Annotated in this window: 18 protein-coding genes and 1 riboswitch; of the genes, 8 read left to right on the top strand and 10 right to left on the bottom strand. The window is 39.6% G+C overall.

Annotated features, from left to right (window positions below; all coding sequences use genetic code 11):
- The first annotated feature begins 115 nt into the window (after positions 1–115).
- The 3 genes from G574_RS0103400 (at position 116) to radC (ending at position 3,063) form a co-directional block, all read left to right on the top strand.
- Positions 116–730: an SGNH/GDSL hydrolase family protein gene (locus G574_RS0103400; RefSeq protein ID WP_029690956.1), complete on the top strand. Its 615-nt coding sequence runs from the start codon at positions 116–118 to the stop codon at positions 728–730.
- A gap of 21 nt (positions 731–751) precedes the next feature.
- A complete protein-coding gene (locus G574_RS0103395) occupies positions 752–1,858 on the top strand; it encodes an AI-2E family transporter (protein ID WP_029690955.1) in 1,107 nt (368 codons plus the stop codon).
- 524 nt (positions 1,859–2,382) lie between these two features.
- Positions 2,383–3,063, top strand: coding sequence for a RadC family protein (gene radC, locus G574_RS0103390; RefSeq protein WP_029690954.1), 681 nt, complete (start codon positions 2,383–2,385; stop codon positions 3,061–3,063).
- Here the strand turns inward: radC and G574_RS0103385 are convergent.
- The 7 genes from G574_RS0103385 to G574_RS0103355 form a co-directional block, all read right to left on the bottom strand.
- Entirely contained in the window at positions 3,060–3,761 is a 702-nt protein-coding gene (locus G574_RS0103385; RefSeq protein ID WP_029690953.1) for a gamma-glutamyl-gamma-aminobutyrate hydrolase family protein, read from the bottom strand. The genes radC and G574_RS0103385 overlap by 4 nt on opposite strands.
- Before the next feature lie 3 nt (positions 3,762–3,764).
- Complete coding sequence (locus G574_RS0103380) at positions 3,765–4,406, bottom strand: redox-sensing transcriptional repressor Rex (protein ID WP_029690952.1); 642 nt, start codon at positions 4,404–4,406, stop codon at positions 3,765–3,767.
- A gap of 189 nt (positions 4,407–4,595) precedes the next feature.
- Entirely contained in the window at positions 4,596–4,808 is a 213-nt protein-coding gene (locus tag G574_RS0103375; protein ID WP_029690951.1) for a DUF4649 family protein, read from the bottom strand.
- A 19-nt stretch (positions 4,809–4,827) separates the two neighbouring features.
- Positions 4,828–5,175, bottom strand: a complete 348-nt coding sequence (locus tag G574_RS0103370; RefSeq protein ID WP_029690950.1) for a DUF1831 domain-containing protein — start codon at positions 5,173–5,175, stop codon at positions 4,828–4,830.
- Positions 5,175–6,293, bottom strand: a complete 1,119-nt coding sequence (locus G574_RS0103365; protein ID WP_029690949.1) for a cysteine desulfurase family protein — start codon at positions 6,291–6,293, stop codon at positions 5,175–5,177. The genes G574_RS0103370 and G574_RS0103365 overlap by 1 nt, the downstream gene beginning before the upstream one ends.
- 5 nt (positions 6,294–6,298) lie before the next feature.
- Positions 6,299–7,273 carry a ribose-phosphate diphosphokinase gene (locus G574_RS0103360; RefSeq protein WP_029690948.1) on the bottom strand — a complete coding sequence of 325 codons (975 nt, stop codon included), beginning with the start codon at positions 7,271–7,273 and terminating at the stop codon, positions 6,299–6,301.
- Between the two features lie 514 nt (positions 7,274–7,787).
- A complete protein-coding gene (locus G574_RS0103355; RefSeq protein ID WP_017770052.1) occupies positions 7,788–8,354 on the bottom strand; it encodes a CYTH domain-containing protein in 567 nt (188 codons plus the stop codon).
- A 123-nt stretch (positions 8,355–8,477) separates the two neighbouring features.
- On the opposite strand from G574_RS0103355, the gene yjbM reads away from it, so the two are divergent.
- From yjbM to G574_RS0103330, 5 genes are read left to right on the top strand one after another with little or no spacing between them, the layout of a single operon-like run.
- Entirely contained in the window at positions 8,478–9,149 is a 672-nt protein-coding gene (gene yjbM / locus G574_RS0103350) for a GTP diphosphokinase (protein ID WP_017770051.1), read from the top strand.
- On the top strand, positions 9,124–9,960 hold the full coding sequence (locus G574_RS0103345) for an NAD kinase (protein ID WP_029690947.1): 837 nt from the start codon (positions 9,124–9,126) through the stop codon (positions 9,958–9,960). Before yjbM ends, G574_RS0103345 begins: the two co-directional genes overlap by 26 nt.
- Positions 9,957–10,844: an RluA family pseudouridine synthase gene (locus G574_RS0103340; protein WP_029690946.1), complete on the top strand. Its 888-nt coding sequence runs from the start codon at positions 9,957–9,959 to the stop codon at positions 10,842–10,844. Before G574_RS0103345 ends, G574_RS0103340 begins: the two co-directional genes overlap by 4 nt.
- A 21-nt stretch (positions 10,845–10,865) precedes the next feature.
- Positions 10,866–11,858 carry a phosphate acetyltransferase gene (gene pta / locus G574_RS0103335; protein ID WP_029690945.1) on the top strand — a complete coding sequence of 331 codons (993 nt, stop codon included), beginning with the start codon at positions 10,866–10,868 and terminating at the stop codon, positions 11,856–11,858.
- Positions 11,859–11,914: 56 nt separating this feature from the next.
- The gene (locus G574_RS0103330) at positions 11,915–12,670 is read left to right on the top strand and encodes an SDR family NAD(P)-dependent oxidoreductase (protein WP_029690944.1); all 756 of its coding nucleotides are present in this window, start codon (positions 11,915–11,917) and stop codon (positions 12,668–12,670) included.
- Between the two features lie 88 nt (positions 12,671–12,758).
- Here the strand turns inward: G574_RS0103330 and G574_RS0103325 are convergent, their stop codons facing one another.
- From G574_RS0103325 to G574_RS0103315, 3 genes are all read right to left on the bottom strand, one after another.
- Positions 12,759–13,955 carry a cation diffusion facilitator family transporter gene (locus G574_RS0103325; protein WP_029690943.1) on the bottom strand — a complete coding sequence of 399 codons (1,197 nt, stop codon included), beginning with the start codon at positions 13,953–13,955 and terminating at the stop codon, positions 12,759–12,761.
- A 184-nt stretch (positions 13,956–14,139) separates the two neighbouring features.
- Entirely contained in the window at positions 14,140–15,471 is a 1,332-nt protein-coding gene (locus G574_RS0103320) for an alanine/glycine:cation symporter family protein (RefSeq protein ID WP_029690942.1), read from the bottom strand.
- Between the two features lie 126 nt (positions 15,472–15,597).
- The gene (locus tag G574_RS0103315; RefSeq protein WP_029690941.1) at positions 15,598–16,935 is read right to left on the bottom strand and encodes an alanine/glycine:cation symporter family protein; all 1,338 of its coding nucleotides are present in this window, start codon (positions 16,933–16,935) and stop codon (positions 15,598–15,600) included.
- Between the two features lie 146 nt (positions 16,936–17,081).
- A riboswitch (glycine riboswitch) is annotated at positions 17,082–17,170 on the bottom strand.
- Positions 17,171–17,477 lie beyond the last annotated feature (307 nt).

Raw genomic sequence — 17,477 nt, 5'->3', positions numbered from 1 at the left:
AAAGTTTACAGATAAATAAAGACCCTTGGGGAATCTTTGACATAATAAGATGACGTAGCTCCTCAAAAAAGTGTATAATAAATTGTAATAGATTAGTTTATAGAAAGAAGATGTTATGAAAGAAGTGATTAGCCCGGAGTTAGCTCAGTATCAGCAGGATAAATTAAGGAGCTGTATTGCTGCTAATCAAGGTGACTTAAAACAAGGTATTGTATTTGCTGGTGATTCAATTATTGAATTTTTTCCTTTTAAAAAATACTTGGGCAGAGAAAAGCTCTTGATAAATCGCGGTATTGCAGGAACAGATACTAACTGGCTAAAACATCATTTGCATGATCAGGTTTTGGCGATTGAGCCGGAGAAGTTGTTTCTCTTGATTGGAACTAATGATATTGGCCTTGACTATGGTGAGGATCATATCGTTAGCAATATCGAGGAAATATTGAGTTCCTTGAAAAGGGAATCTCCTTCTACAACTGTTTACCTCTTGTCTGTTTTACCGGTTAGTGAGAAAGCAGTCTATCAAGAGAAGGTCAAACTTCGCAATAATCGGTTGATTAGCTCTTTAAATCACCGATTAAAACAGTTGCCTCATGCGGTGTTTATTGATCTATACCCCCTTTTACTTGATGAGGATGGTGATCTAGCCGACGATAACACGACAGATGGCTTACACCTTAGCCAAAAGGCCTATGCGCTTATATCGGAACAGCTAAAGACCTATCTATGATAGAAGATTAAAGGAGATTCTGTGAAAATAAGAAAAAAAGAACTAGGTTACATCATTTTAACCTTCTTCCTATGTTTTGCCATTTATCAAAATTGGGACAAAGGTAGTCATATTATCGCTACATTATGGGCTTCCCTTAAGCCATTTCTTTATGGCGCTGGTATTGCATACGTTATTAATATTGTCATGTATGCCTATGAGAAGTGGCTGGTTATCTTGCTACCTTTTAAGCCTATCGTTAAGTTAAAACGATCAATCGCTATGGTTTTGTCTTACTTGACATTTATGGTCATTATAGTTTGGATATTTTCAATTGTGATACCAGATTTAATAGCCAGTCTTCAGTTATTATTGAGGATTGATACGCAAGCTATTTCAAAGATCATCGCAGATTTAAATGATAATGATATTGTTAATCATGCGTTAGATCTATTTGGTGAGAATGCTGATTTAAGTGCTACCATTTCAAAGTACACGCAACAAATCTTGCAACAACTGCTTGGTTTTTTAACTAATATCTTGACTTCAGTATCTAGTATTGCGTCAACGATTTTAAATGTTTTCATCAGCTTGGTATTTTCGATTTATGTATTAGCGAACAAGGAACAGTTAATTCGTCAAACACATGCTTTGGTAACAGTGTATGCTGGAAAATGGGCTAACTACCTGTTTTACTTAACTGATATCCTTCATGATCGCTTTCATAACTTCTTTGTCGGACAAACGTTAGAAGCTGTTATTTTGGGAAGTTTAACAGCTGTAGGTATGCTACTTTTTGGCTTTCCATATGCTGCGACTGTGGGTGTGCTTGTTGCTTTCACAGCTTTGATTCCTGTTGTTGGAGCTTATATTGGAGCGACGGTAGGGTTCATCTTGATTGCAACAGAATCCTTTACCCAAGCCCTCTTATTCCTTCTCTTTTTGGTCATTTTACAACAGCTAGAGGGGAACATTATTTACCCTAAGGTGGTGGGAAATTCCATTGGGCTACCTGGAATGTGGGTCCTATTAGTGATTACTTTAGGTGGGGCTATCGGTGGTATCTTTGGTATGATTCTAGGCGTCCCAGTTGCGGGCACTATTTACCAAGTGATCAAAGATGATGTTCAGAAAAGACAACCGGATTAGGTTCAAAAATTCCCTTAACGATTTCTTTATGATAGAAAGCTAGAACAGTAGGTTCTGGCTTTTTTAGTTGATCTTTCAGTATTTGTTCCCAAAATGCACTAGAAGTTTGTAGCTAAAATCTTTTTAGGCCTTTTTAAAATGATAGCAATCAGATTTGATATCCGAGAGAGTGGCTATTAAAGATTGGATATAGAGAACTGCTGAAGCGTTCATGAAATCACCCGAAGCGGTGAAGAAGGTGTATTTTCTTCATCTCCTATCTAAGTTGTAGCACGGACAGTGGTGAATGGAAAGTTTCATTTTCTTAATTTATCCGTCTCAAACAGTTCTATAGATTGCTTGATAACAGCGGAGTGTATCAGTTTGGGCTGTCTCTGTCTGAAAATATTATTTTTTACTAGCAGAGTCACTCAGTCAAAATAGCATTCATCTAGGTTCATGAATTAGGCACTTTTTGCAAAAGTTTTCGTGAAATTATCGAATAAATAGATAGACATATTTGAAAGAAGATGAGGAAGTTAGCAATGTATCATATTACCATGCCTAGTGACCGTTTACAACCGCGAGAACGCCTGATGCAATTAGGAGCAGAGCAATTGAGTAATCAAGAATTATTGGCCATTCTGTTGCGAACGGGTACGAAAAAAGAGCCAGTTTTGGCTCTTTCACAGTCCATATTAGCTCAATTAGGAAGTTTGGCAGATTTTCAAGATTTATCCTTGCAAGAATTGCAAGCAATACCAGGCATTGGCCTAGCCAAATCAACAGAAATTAAAGCCATGTTAGAGTTAGCTAAACGTATCCAAGCAGCTGATTACAATCGTTCGGAGCAAATTATGGGGAGTCAGCAAGTTGCTCGAAAAATGATGTCAGAAATTGGGCGCAAAAAGCAAGAACATCTCATTGTTCTCTATTTAGATACGCAGAATCGTATCATGGAGCAAAGAACACTTTTTATTGGTACGGTTAGACGTTCGATAGCAGAACCTAGAGAAATTTTACATTATGCTTGTAAAAATATGGCTACCTCATTGATCTTAGTGCACAATCACCCATCCGGGACAGTTTCGCCAAGTGAAAACGATTTGTTGTTTACGGAAAAACTCAAACGAAGTTGTGACGATATGGGATTGGTGCTCTTGGATCACTTGATTATCGGGCACCGCGATTATTATAGTTTTAGAGAAGAATCAGATGTTCTTTAAAGGTCATTAACCACAAAGTCAAACAATTTCTGGTCAACAGGACAATAATCAATCAATAATTCCGGATGCCACTGAACGCCAAGATATGGAACGGATGAATTTTTAAACTGAACAGCTTCAATCGTACCATCTTTGGGGTCTTTAGCAATGACTTCTAATTCACTTGCTAAATGATCGATACTTTGGTGGTGAAAAGAATTAATTCGATTATGCTCACCATAAATAGCGTATAGCGGAGAGTCTTTGGCGACTACCATATCTTGTGACAAGTAGTCTCCAGGTTGATCTTGCCAGTGATTCTCAATATCTTGATGGAGGCTCCCGCCTAGAGTCACATTCATGAGTTGAGTGCCACGACAGACGGTAAAGATCGGCTTGCCTTCTTTTAATGCCTCAGCTAAAATAGCAATTTCAAAAAGGTCACGTTCTTCAAAAAAATCATCATCTGTATTAGTAGCTAAGTTCTCTTGACCATAAAGAGCTGGGTTGATATTCTGACCGCCAGTTAAGATAACTTTGTCAACCATCTTAACATATTGCCTTGCGGTAGTTGTTGATGAAATAGGCAAAATCATAGGAATACCACCTGCACGCTGAACCCCTTCAACAAAGCCGTGACCAACATAATCGCGTAGCACGCCAGTTTCGGGATTCACCCGGCGATTTCCTGTAATTCCAACAATAATAGGTTTTGACATGATTTAGTTTTGTTTTTGATTCATAAAGTAAAGAAGAGTTTGCAATTCGCTAGTTAGATCAACATATTGCACAACGACATCCTTAGGAACAGTAAGGTGAACAGGAGAGAAGCTCAGAATGCCTTTAATACCAGCGTCAATCAGCTGGTCTGCGACTTCCTGTGCCTGTGTGCTTGGCACAGTCAGAATAGCAGTTTCAATGCCAGTTCCCTTGAGTGTTTCTTTAATTGTTGAGATGCCATAAATAGGAATACCATCAGGTGACTCTGTACCTACGATGTCGTTGTCATCACGATCAAAAGCAATAGCGATTTGCATTTTATTACGATCGTGGAAACGGTAGTGCATCAAGGCACGCCCGATATTTCCGACGCCGACAAGCGTAACATTTGTCGTTGAGTGATCATCTAAAATATCAGCGAAGAAATTCATTAATTTCTTAATATCATAGCCAAAACCGCGACGACCTAGTTCTCCGAAATGAGAGAAGTCGCGACGAACCGTAGCAGAGTCAATTCCCATAGCATCTGCGATTTGCTTTGAATTTGCTTTCTCAATATTATCTGTATGGAACCGTTTGAAAATACGGTAATAGAGAGAAAGGCGCTTTGCCGTAGCTTTTGGTATCGCTTTATCAACAGACATAGTAGTCTCCTTTTCTAAATGGTATTTGCCAGAAATTTTATAGAAGGCAAATACTTAACATGTTATTAAAATCTACCTATTTATTTTAAATAATGATTGTGAAAAATGCAACTTTCATGCTTGAAAGTAGTAATAGTCTGTGAATGTTAGTACGAAAAAAGCACCTGTCCTAGACAAGTGCTTAAAGAATTAGGCTAACTGTTTTTTCTCTAAAGCGTAGAAGAGGTTTCCAAAATTACCAGTGTAATCTATTGTTTCCCCCTTATAAGTGACACTCGTCACGGGATAGTGATCAGAAATACCAATCATACAAGCCATTTGCGCTTGACGATAGGCATCGTAGCTATCATATGTGATTTCTTTAGTTTGATTAGCGTCATTTAAATAACTGATCGTCAGCATAACTTCCTCCTTCACATTATTATTGTTCTGTCTTGGTAAAAATATGACGGTCGACTAGACTATCCATTAGAAAATAAAATTTATCCTGAAGGATGTGGTGATCTTCGGATTTAAAAATATTGACAATGCGCAAACCACTAGGATCAGTGATGTTGAGTTTGAAACCAGTGAGTTCTTTATGAATAACGATTCGTAGCAAAAATCCGTTTCCCGAATTGGGAACTTCCTCTAAAAGTCGGCTAAGTTCGTAATGACCGACTTTATTTTCGGTAAATGTTAAGTCTTTTAGTGTATATTTTTTGATTTGAGGGTCAATGGTATAGCGGTAGCGACAGTCTTTGAGACCAACAGATTTTTCAAAGGCCATTAATTTTCTCCTAAAAGTGATTGAAGTAGATGAGCTAATCCAGTAACTTCTTCTGGTGTATTTAATTCAGAAAAGCTGATGCGAATGGATTCCTTGAGACGATGAGACTCTTGTCCATACTTGGCTGCTAATACGTGACTAGGATCGACAGTTCCAGCAGTGCAAGCAGATCCGGTTGAAACAGAATAACCTTGTAAATCCAGCTGGGTCAGCAAAACACTATTATTGGCATTGGGAAATCCAATATTCAGTACATGAGGCAGGGCGCCTTCGCTAGAATTAAGGTAATAGTCAAGACCGGATAATTCTTTTAAAAAGAGGTTGGCAAGTGATGTCACGTAGGCCCAATTGTCAGATAACTTGTCGCAACTATCCTGTAAGGCCTGTACCATACCTGCTATACCAATAAGATTTTCTGTGCTAGCGCGGTGTTTATTCTCTTGCTCACCACCATGTAATAATGGATCAAAGTGTTGTTGGTTCTGATAGAGAACACCAACCCCTTTGGGTCCATGAAATTTGTGAGCAGATAGGGAAAGGAAGTCGATCCCTAGTTTTTCAGGCTCTAAAGCGATTTTCCCAGCGACTTGAACAGCATCAACATGGAAAGCAGCAGGATGTTGCTCAAGCATCTTCCCAACCTCGGCAATAGGCAATAAATCTCCAGTTTCATTGTTGGCATACATCATGCTGACGAGTATAGTATCAGGACGGAGAGCCGCTACGACATCGGCCGTATGAATGACGCCATTGACGGGCTTAATATAAGTCACTTCAAAACCAAATTGCTTTTCAAGATACTCTACGGTGTGGAGAACGGAGTGGTGCTCAATTGCAGTAGTTATCAGGTGTTTTCCTTGATCTTGATGTGCCAAAGCATAACCTTTGATAGCCGTATTGTTGCTCTCAGTACCGCCAGAAGTAAAGATAATATGGTTAGCCGAGGTATTTAGTAAATCAGCAATAGTTTGACGATACTCACGTAATTTTTGATTAGCCAAGCGTCCGTGAGCATGAATACTTGAAGGGTTGGCTAACTGAAGTGCCATAACCTCTGTCATTTTTTTGAAAACAGGATCTGTTAATGGGGTTGTGGCAGCATTATCAAGATAAATCACAATTCTTAATCCTCGTCATGGTGATAGGTGAAGAGTGGGCTAAGCGGACGTCTCTCTTGGATGCGACAAATCGCATTTCCTAACAACTCACTCGCTGTAATATAGCTAGCATTATTAGGGACTCGTTCTTTATTCGAAACAGAGTCCGTTAGTAAAATTTCCTGAATAGGAGTAGCTTCAAGGATATCTGCAGCACCTCCTGCAAAAAGTCCGTGACTAGCAACAGCGTAAATTTCAGTCGCACCGCCACGTTCAACAATTTTACTAGCTTCAGCAAAGGTTTTTCCAGTATTGAGGATATCGTCAATCAAAATAGCCTTTTTACCAGTAACATCACCAATAATATAGCCTTCTTCACGTTGACTATCGTCCTCTTGAGCATAATCAATAATGGCAATCGGTGCATCAAGATATTCTGCAAGGCTACGCGCACGTTTAATACCAGAATTTTTAGGGCTTACGACGACAACGTCTTCGCCTGTAAGGCCTTTATTGATATAGTGTTCAGCAAAAAGTGGAATAGTGAAGAGATTGTCAACGGGAATGTTAAAGAAGCCCTGTACTTGAACAGCATGCAAATCGAGTGTGACAACGCGATTGACCCCTGCCTTCACAAGCATGTTGGATACTAATTTTGCTGTGATCGGTTCCCGCGAAGCCGCAACACGGTCCTGACGTGAATAGCCAAAGTAAGGCATGACAACAGTGATTGAATTAGCACTTGCACGTTTACAAGCATCAATCATAATCAGCAATTCCCAAAGATGATCATTCACAGGATAGCTCGTGGATTGAATAATATAAATATCGTCACCACGGACACTTTCCTCAATGTTGATCATAATTTCACCATCAGAAAATTGGCGAGAAGATACTTTACCCAGCGGTAGGTTGGCAGCTTTAGCGATCTTCTCAGCAATATCTGTGTTAGAAGTGAGAGAGAAGACTTTCATTTGAGGGGTGGCTTTATATTGTGCCATGACAAAATGCTCCTTAAATCATAATTACTTATATTCTATCAAAAAAACGTGAAAAATTCATTCTTGATTTATTAGGGAAAAGTAATCAAGGTAAGAAATAGCTAGCCATGATACTGTAGCTTGATAATGGACCAGAAGGAGAGCATATTTATGAAACTAGTTTTCAGTATTGAGCAAAAGCTCGGACAAACGTTTACGAACACTTTTTAATGCTTCGATCAGCACAGTGGTCGAAGGATTTTCACCGTTTGGGGAACTATGGACGGATAGAAATAAATTCTGCTTTCAGACTGTTCTTAAATGATGTCAGACGATGGTAACTTTCTAGTTTTATTCTTCAAACAGTCCCCTGACTGTAAGGAATGAGCAGTTATATTTCCTAATTTTCCTGTCTCGAACAGTATCTAATTCTTTATTGCCAGATGACAAGCTATCAAAACCTGAAGGAGACTTCTTTCTCCTCTAAACGATAAAAGAAAACCACTTGTAGGTTGTCCTACGAGCGGTTACTAGTTTAGGTTCTCAATGTAGCCACGAAACGCGCCACTTTACTTTTGGCATATTTAAAACTGATGTTATGTTGCGCCAAGTATTCATCAAAATCTTTTTGTCCCTGTTCGGGATCGGTGACTTCTAGCTCAAGTTCATAGTCGATACAATCGGCATAGTGATTCTTATCTAAAGCCAACAAGCCTATCGGTAATTTTGTCTCACGCCTAATAGTTGTCAGATGGCCCAGTACTCTTAAGTTTTCAAGGGGGATCTGCTTTTCTGTTAGAAGTTCGCGGACACGACAATCGGGAAAACAGCTACTATCAATAATCTCACGCGCCTGCTCCTTAGTTAAGGAAACATTGTACTCCATTGTTCCCACTTTCTCGGGAATTTTTAAGGTTAATTCAGCCAATTTATCAAAGGTACGGACACGAAGTGAGAGTTTTTGAGCGCGCAAATCTCCTTCTGGAGTATCAAAATAATAATTGGTCTGGGTAATTGCCGGCACGTGCATTAAGAGACTCTGGAGGTGGTTAAATTCAGCTTTATTAAGCATGGTTTTGTATTCAATTTCGAGATTACTCATAGGCGCTTTCCTTTTTTGGTCTGAATATTATGATATAATGATTGGTAGGTTCATTTTATAAAAAAGTCCTCTTTTTTTCAAGAAAGTACCATGTAGTTGAGATTAGTTAGATAGGAGTCCTAGATGACAATGGATTGGGAAGAATTTTTAGATCCTTATATTCAGGCTGTCGGTGAATTAAAAATAAAACTTAGAGGTATTCGTAAGCAATACCGCAAGCAACAAAAGCATTCTCCAATAGAGTTTGTCACTGGACGGGTAAAATCCGTTGAAAGCATTCAAGAGAAGATGGCTCTCCGAGGTGTTGTTCTTGAAAATGTCGCTCAAGATATTCAAGATATTGCGGGTTTGAGGGTGATGGTTCAGTTTGTGGATGACGTTGACGAAGTCTTACGACTTCTAAGGCAGAGACATGATTTAACGGTTGTTCAAGAGCGAGATTATATCCGGCATATGAAATCTAGTGGTTATCGCTCCTATCATGTGGTTGTCGAATACCCTGTAGATACTATAGATGGGCAAAAAACGGTTCTTGCTGAGATTCAGATTAGGACGTTAGCCATGAATTTTTGGGCAACAATTGAGCACTCTTTGAATTATAAATACCGCGGGGACTTTCCAGATGATATTAAACAGCGTTTGGAGGTTACCGCTAAAATTGCCTTAGAGTTGGATGAGGAAATGCGTAAAATTAGGGAGGATATCCAGGAAGCGCAATTACTTTTCGACCCTGTAAGTAGAAGTTTAAGTGATGGTGTAGGAAATAGTGATGACACAGACGAATATTATAGATAAGCCAATGCGTGTGGCCATAATCGCAAATGGCAAATACCAGAGTAAGCGTATTGCCTCCAAGTTATTTAATGCGCTTCGAGATGCGCCTGATTTTTATTTGAGTAAAAAAAATCCAGATGTTATCATTACTATCGGCGGTGATGGCATGCTTTTATCAGCCTTCCATATGTATGAAAAAGAATTAGATCGTGTACGTTTTGTTGGTATTCATACCGGTCATCTCGGATTTTATACGGATTACCGTGATTTTGAAGTGGATAAGCTGATTGATAATCTTCGCAACGATAAAGGAGACAGCATCTCCTATCCGATTTTGAAGGTCAAAGTGACTTTGGATGATGGTAGGGTTTACCGCGCGAGGGCACTGAACGAAGCTACTGTAAAGCGGATTGAGAAAACAATGGTAGCAGATGTTATGATTAATAAAGTCAAATTTGAGCGGTTCAGAGGTGATGGTATCTTAGTAGCGACGCCAACAGGCAGTACTGCCTATAACAAATCTTTAGGTGGTGCCATTTTACACCCAACTATTGAAGCCCTTCAAATGACTGAAATTTCATCTATTAATAATCGTGTGTTTCGGACATTGGGATCTTCCATTATTATTCCCAAAGATGACCGCATTGTGATTGTTCCTAAGCGCTTGGGAACTTATACGGTTTCGATCGATAACAAAACTTATCACTATAAGAATGTTGCTAAAGTGGAGTTTTATATTTCTAATTTTAAGATTCACTTCTTAGCGACACCGAGTCACACCAGTTTCTGGGCACGAGTAAAAGATGCTTTCATTGGAGATTTGGATTCATGAGATTTTCATTTGATGTGCATCGACCTGGTAAGGTAAAGTCGCTTTTAAAAGAGCATGATATTTCAAAAGGTCTCCTAGCCAAAATCAAATTCAAGGGCGGTGCTATTTATGTCAATGGTCATGAGAGAAATGCTATTTACATGGTAGATATTGGAGACACTATTACGGTAGATATTCCAGATGAATTGCCTTACGAGAAGCTAGAACCGATTGAGGTTCCTTTATCGGTCGTTGCTGAAGATGATCATTTTTTAGTACTCAATAAACCTTCGGGGGTTGCTAGTATTCCTAGCGTCAATCATTCTAATACTATGGCCAATTTTGTAAAAGGCTACTTTATGAAAAAACAGTATCCTAATTTGCAGGTTCATATTGTGACTCGTCTAGATCGTGATACAAGTGGTCTCATGTTATTTGCTAAACACGGTTACGCTCATGCGCGATTGGATAAGCAACTACAGCAAAAAGCTATTGAGAAACGGTATTATGCGCTGGTGTCAGGTGATGACGAGTTGCCTTCAAAAGGAGAAATTATTGCACCTATTGCGCGCGACGAGGACTCAATCATCACAAGGCGTGTTCACAAATCAGGAAAGTATGCTCATACAAGCTACCAGGTGGTTGCCTCGTATGGCAAGGTTCATCTGGTTGATATCCAACTACATACAGGGAGAACCCATCAAATTCGTGTTCATTTTGCACACCTGGGCTTTCCTCTTTTAGGGGATGATTTGTATGGTGGACGGATGGACTTAGGTATTACCAGACAAGCCTTGCATTGCCATACACTTTCATTTTTCGATCCGTTCAAAAAAGAACGTGTGGTTCATGAGCTCGGCTTGACAAATGATTTCGGAAACGTTATCATGTCACTAGAAAAATAATAGATAGAGGTATTGTAAAACATGAGTATTCGTTCACTTTTTGGTGGATTACGTGAAAAAATTGCTGGAAAACATGTTAAGATTGTATTTCCCGAAGGTAATGACGAACGTGTAGTTCGTGCCGCTGCTCGTTTGAAATTTGAAGGTTTGGTAGATCCTATTATCTTAGGTAAGCCAGATGAGGTTAAAGCCTTGTTGGCAAAATTAGGCTTTGAGGATCCAAAATCGCAAATTATCGATCCTGAAACTTATGAGGATTTTGAAGCGATGAAAGAGGAGTTTGTTAAACTGCGTAAAGGAAAAGCAACTCTAGAAGATGCAGAGAGAGTGCTTCATGATGTGAACTACTTTGGTGTTATGTTGGTTCAAATGGGACTTGCTGATGGGATGGTGTCAGGTGCCATTCATTCAACAGCTGATACTGTTCGTCCAGCTCTTCAAATCATCAAAACAAAACCAGGTATTTCTCGTACCTCAGGTGTTTTCTTGATGAACCGTGAAAATACTAATGAACGTTATATCATGGCTGACTGTGCCATTAACATTGATCCGAATGCTCAAGAATTGGCTGAAATTGCAGTAAACACAGCTGAGACAGCGCGTATCTTTGATATTGATCCCAAAGTCGCGATGTTAAGCTTCTCAACCAAGGGATCAGGAAAATCATCACAAGTTGATAAGGTAGTAGAAGCGACTAAGATTGCTAAAGAATTAGCTCCTGATTTAGCATTGGACGGTGAGTTGCAGTTTGACGCTGCATTTGTTCCAGCAACAGCTGCTATTAAAGCGCCAGACAGTGATGTTGCTGGCCAAGCCAATACATTTGTTTTTCCAGACCTTCAATCAGGTAATATTGGCTATAAGATTGCTCAGCGTTTAGGGATGTTCGATGCTGTGGGACCAATTCTTCAAGGTCTCAACAAACCAGTTAATGACCTTTCACGTGGTTCAAGTGCTGATGATATTTACAAACTTGGTATTATCACAGCTGCCCAAGCGCTAGAGGAAAAATAATGCAAAAAGCTGAGTACATACTCGGCTTTTGTCGTACAAAAAGGAGAACATTCATTATGGTAAAAACTGTATTAGTTACTGGAGTAACTTCTGGCTTTGGCGCTGCAATTGCTAGAGATTTAGTAGCAAAAGATTATCAAGTTATCGGAACGGGCCGTCGCCTTGAACGTTTAGACGCTTTGAAAAAGGAGTTAGGAGATGCCTTTTTTCCTCTTCAAATGGATCTTGTTTCAAAAGAAAATATCTCTTTAGCTCTAAGTAAGCTTCCGGAGCGATTTAGAACAGTTGATATTCTAATCAATAATGCTGGCCTAGCTTTGGGACTTGAAAAGGCTCACGCGGTTATTTTTGAAGACTGGGAAACGATGATTATGACCAATGTGATGGGACTAACCTATCTGACTCGTCAAATTTTACCTGGTATGGTAGAGCGTCAATTGGGATATGTGATTAATATCGGATCAATTGCAGGAACTTATCCTTATCCGGGCGGTAATGTTTATGGGGCAACTAAGGCTTTTGTCAAGCAATTTTCGTTAAATCTTCGAGCTGATTTAGCTGGAACCCATGTTAGAGTAACCAATATTGAACCTGGCCTTGCTGGAGGAACAGAGTTCTCAAATGTTCGCTTTAAAGGCGATGATGATAAGGTATATAAAGTTTATGAAAAAGCGAACAGTCTGCGACCAGAAGATATCTCTAGAACGGTTGTCTGGTTGCTTGAACAGCCTGAACATATGAATGTTAATCGTATCGAGATTATGCCAACATCTCAAAGTTTTGGAGCACTACCAGTTTATAAAGAAGATTAAGGGGAGTCTAAGTCAATCAGAAACACTTAGACTAATGAAAGTAAGTAAAAAAGTGAAGTTGAACACAAAATTCAGCTTCACTTTTTGGTTAATGATGATCTATTTTGGTAATTTGGTGATAGATGAGATACCATTTTTTATTTCTGCGCCAAAGGCTCATGTGTTGTTTATTTTCTAAAGTATAGGTCAGTAATTTGGTTTTTTGACTGATGTTTTGGACTTGAAAGTTGGTAAAGTTGGCAGGGTAAAAGATTTTTTGATTGATAACTTGATCTTTATTAAGAATTTGTCCATCAGCTTCAATCATAAAAAAATTTTCAGAAATGTATTGTTCAAAATCTGGAATTTTTGACAAAATAATCATTTCATTTTTATATAGTTTTTTGACAACATTGCCAATGATCTCATCTTCTGGGATAGCAGCAGGTTCAACATGGATGTCAATATCATAAACTGAGAAACGTTCACTAAGCATTTTTTCGACCTGTTCTGTAATATCGTGACTTTCGTAAACAGAGAGGTCAGGATTCATTTCTAGAACAATATCAAGATAGATATTACTACCGTAGGTGCGGCCGCGTTGGGATTTGACAGCTGCTATTTTAGGAATTTCTAAGATGGCTGTCTCGTATTGCCTGAGTTGAGATTGATCAAAGCCATCCGAAAGGCTAAAAGTGGCTTCCATAAAAATGTCGTAGGCTGTTTTTAAAATAAAAAATGTAATAATGATTGCGACTAGTTGATCAATAATAGGAAAGTGTAGTGAGGTTGCAATAATAGCAACTGAAGTTCCCAAAGATGTTAGGGCATCAGAGAGATTGTCTTTAGAGGCAGCGACAAGAGCACTAGATTTTACTTTTTTGGAAAGTCGCTTGTTGTAGAAATAAACACTAAACATAACCATAGCCGATACAAGGCCGACAATAGCACCAAGGGGATCAATGCTAGTTTCATTACCTGATAGTATTTTCTGAATGGTTTGGATTAATACCTGAAAACCAACCAAAAACATGATAAATGATGTGATAAGACTAGAGAGATCTTCAATTTTCCAATGTCCAAAACGATGGTCCTCATCCGCTGGCTGACTGGCTAAATGAAGGCCAATAAGTAAGGCGACATTGCCAACAATATCAGAGAGGTTGTTAAATCCATCGGCGATAAGTGATGATGAATCTAATAAATAACCGAAAATTAGTTTCCCAATTGTTAAGAGAAGATAGGCAGAAATACTTAAAATAGGTCCTCGTTTGGCTAGGCGAAGATTTCCAGATGGATTAGACATTGTATTTCCTTTCGCTAATAATCATTTGACCATTATACCATAAGAAAAGGAATCGGTGACTATTTCTTAATCATTTAAGAAATAGTCACTAACTCCTTGTTATTTATGCTATTAAAAGGGTGACTGAGATGAATTTCGTTCCCGTGACTTTCCTGCTATTTCAGTATAGTAGCAGAGTTCCAGATTATTTCTTTTTAGCAAAGTATTTTTGCGTTTCAGAGATAATGACCGGAGAGAGCCCCAAAAGTGCCACTAAATTGGGAAAAGCCATGAGACCATTAACGATATCTGCTAGCACCCAAATTGTCTCTAAACTAATATAGCCACCGATAGCAATCATTAGGACGTAAATGATGCGATAGAGGAGGATAGCCTTGCTACCAAATAGAAATTCAAAACAACGTTCACCATAGTAAGACCAGCCAAGGATAGTTGTGAAAGCAAAGAGAACAAGGCTGACAGCCAAAGCTATTTGACCGATATCGCCAAAAATAGTGCTAAAAGCATATTGTGTTAGAACAGCGCCGTTGAGATCTGTCGACCAAGCATCTGTGATAATAATGGATAGACCTGTTAACGTGCAGATAATAATAGTATCGATGAAGGTTCCTGTCATAGAGATTAATCCTTGTTCGACTGGTTCATTAGTCCGAGCAGCAGCAGCTGCAATAGGTGCTGATCCTAGGCCAGATTCATTAGAGAATACTCCACGTGCAACTCCCGATTGGATAGCTAACATGAAACCTGCTCCAGCAAAACCACCCATAGCAGCTTGACCTGTGAAAGCTGACTTGAAAACGAGGAGCAGACTTGGGATCAAATTATGAGCGTTAAAGATGATCACGGTTAGTGCTGCTAGAACATAAATACCCGCCATAAAAGGGACTACTTTTTCAGAAACCTTGGATATCGATTGGATACCGCCAAATATGATAATGCCAACAAGGATAGCCAGTATAGGACTAACTAGCTGAGACGATAGTCCTGTTGTATTCCGCAAGGACTCGGTTATCGAATTGACCTGTGTAAATGTTCCAGAACCAAAGAGTGCGGTCATTGTACCAAAAATGGAAAAGAGAATAGCTAGCCACTTCCATTTTTTTTCAAGTCCGTTGGTGATGTAGTACATAGGTCCGCCAGCTTTTTCACCATTTTCATCAGTGACGCGATACTTGATCGCTAAAAGGCCCTCAGCGTACTTTGTAGCCATCCCAAAGAAGGCAGCGACCCACATCCAAAAGAGAGCTCCAGGACCACCAAGTTTGATAGCAGTTGCTACACCGACGATATTCCCCGTTCCAATAGTTGCTGCAAGGGCCGTTGCTAGAGCGGCAAAGCTGGAAATATCCCCATCTTCATCAGCATTATCCGTAAAGATAAGCCTGATAGCAGTTGGTAATTTCAACATTTGGATAAAGCCTAGACGACCAGACAAGTATATCCCAGTTCCTACTAGCAGTATAAGTAGTGGCGGTCCCCAGACATAGCCATCAATCGATGACAGTAATTCGTACATAAAAATCGTATTTTCTTTCTGTAAGTTAATAAGATGGTAAATGATGGCAATCGTGATTCAAAACTGCCGTCGTCTATTATATAGCGATTGGAATTCATTTGTCAAATACTCAAAAATTAGTTTTTCTTATTTAGACTTTGCCTTGCTGGAAAAATAGCGATTTGTCTCACTTACAATGATCGGTGATAACGCTAATAACGCAATCAAGTTTGGAATGGCCATGAGACCATTAACGATGTCAGCGATAATCCAGATAAGATCAAGACTTAAAAATCCCCCCAGTCCCACCATGACAACGAAAATCAAGCGATAAGCACTTAAAAAACGCACGCCAAATAGAAATTCAAAACAACGTTCACCATAGTAAGACCACCCCAGAATGGTTGTGAAGGCAAATAAAACTAGCGATAGAGTCAGCGCGTGACTCCCCAAATCCCCAAAAGATGTAGCAAAGGCGGCTTGAGTCAATGGAGCTCCCTCTAGAGAACTGGTCCATTGTCCGGTGATGAGAATGGCCAAGCCGGTCAAGCTACAGATGATGATGGTATCGATGAATGTTCCTGTCATGGAGATCAGTCCCTGCTCGACGGGTTGGTTAGTCTTGGCCGCGGCAGCCGCGATAGGTGCTGAACCAAGACCAGATTCATTAGAGAAGACCCCACGCGCAATCCCTTTTTGGATGGCATCACGTACCACTGCTCCTGTAAAACCACCGACAGCAGCAGTCGGTGAAAAGGCAGAGACAAAAACCAAGGATAGAGTTTTGGGCAATTCTGAGAGATTAGCCAGGATAATAATACTAGCAAATAAGATGTAAAGACCAGCCATAAAAGGAACCAGCTTTTCAGAAATTTTAGAAATAGACTGGATACCACCAAAGATAACGGTAGCAGCTATCAGAGCAATTATAATGCTAACGATTTTGGGTGAAAGACCAAAGGAATGCTCTAGCGATGCCGTAATGGAGTTGACCTGAGCAAAGGTCCCAATCCCAAACCAAGCGACCAAAACCCCTGATATGGCAAAAAAGATGGCTAGAAAAGACCATTTTTTGCCCATACCATTAATGATGTAATACATAGGTCCACCTGAGATGTCACCATTGGCATCCTTGGTGCGGTACTTAATGGCTAGAAAGCCCTCGGCATACTTGGTAGCCATACCAAAGAAAGCCGCCACCCACATCCAAAAAAGAGCTCCTGGGCCACCAGTCTTGATAGCTGTCGCCACTCCTACGATATTTCCGGTACCGACAGTTGCAGCCAGAGCAGTAGCTAGGGCTGCAAAACTAGAAATATCCCCTTCGCCTTTATCCTCAGTAAAGATTAGGCGGAAAGCCTTAGGAAGTTTGAACACCTGTAAGAGCTTGAGTCTTAGGGTCAGATAGACTCCTGTACCGACTAAAAGGATAAGTAGGGGTGGGCCCCAGACAAGATTATTTAAACTTGTAAAAAAAGAAATCATCATAATCCTCCAGTGAAGGATGGTCATCAAAGAAAAAAAGACAGCTGCTAGCCACAACTCTCTTTAACTTACTGAAGGATAGATAGTATCTAAAACAACCCACGTTCTCTTTTAGGCTTGCTGAAAAATCCCAAAAGATTGAGGGTGTATTTTCTTCTGTCCTTTTGCCTGAGAGATTGAGCCATGCCTTGCCCCTTCGGCGCCTCACTAAAGAGGTCTCTCCAGAAGTCCGTCAGTAAATCAGTCCCACCTCATAAAAGGCACCTGAGAGTTTAACTCCTTCGGCGATAGCTGAAAAAACTATCTTCTCCTGATGAACATCATTCGGTTTTATTTAATTGAATTGCAATAATAGTATAGTAATCTTACGATTTTGTCAAGATAGATTGTGAAAAAAATCTTATATAAATAAAAAAGTAATCTTTTTAGAGAAAGGGATCTGTCATTATGTACCTTTGTCAATGATGTGAGACCTAAAATGTTATTTTGAAGTCTTCCATTTGTTAAGCTTTACTAGGAGCTAGCTCCTAGTAAAGCTTTTC

This window comes from Streptococcus hyovaginalis DSM 12219, from assembly GCF_000420785.1.
Classification (GTDB): domain Bacteria; phylum Bacillota; class Bacilli; order Lactobacillales; family Streptococcaceae; genus Streptococcus; species Streptococcus hyovaginalis.
This window is presented reverse-complemented; position numbering and strand designations above follow the sequence as displayed.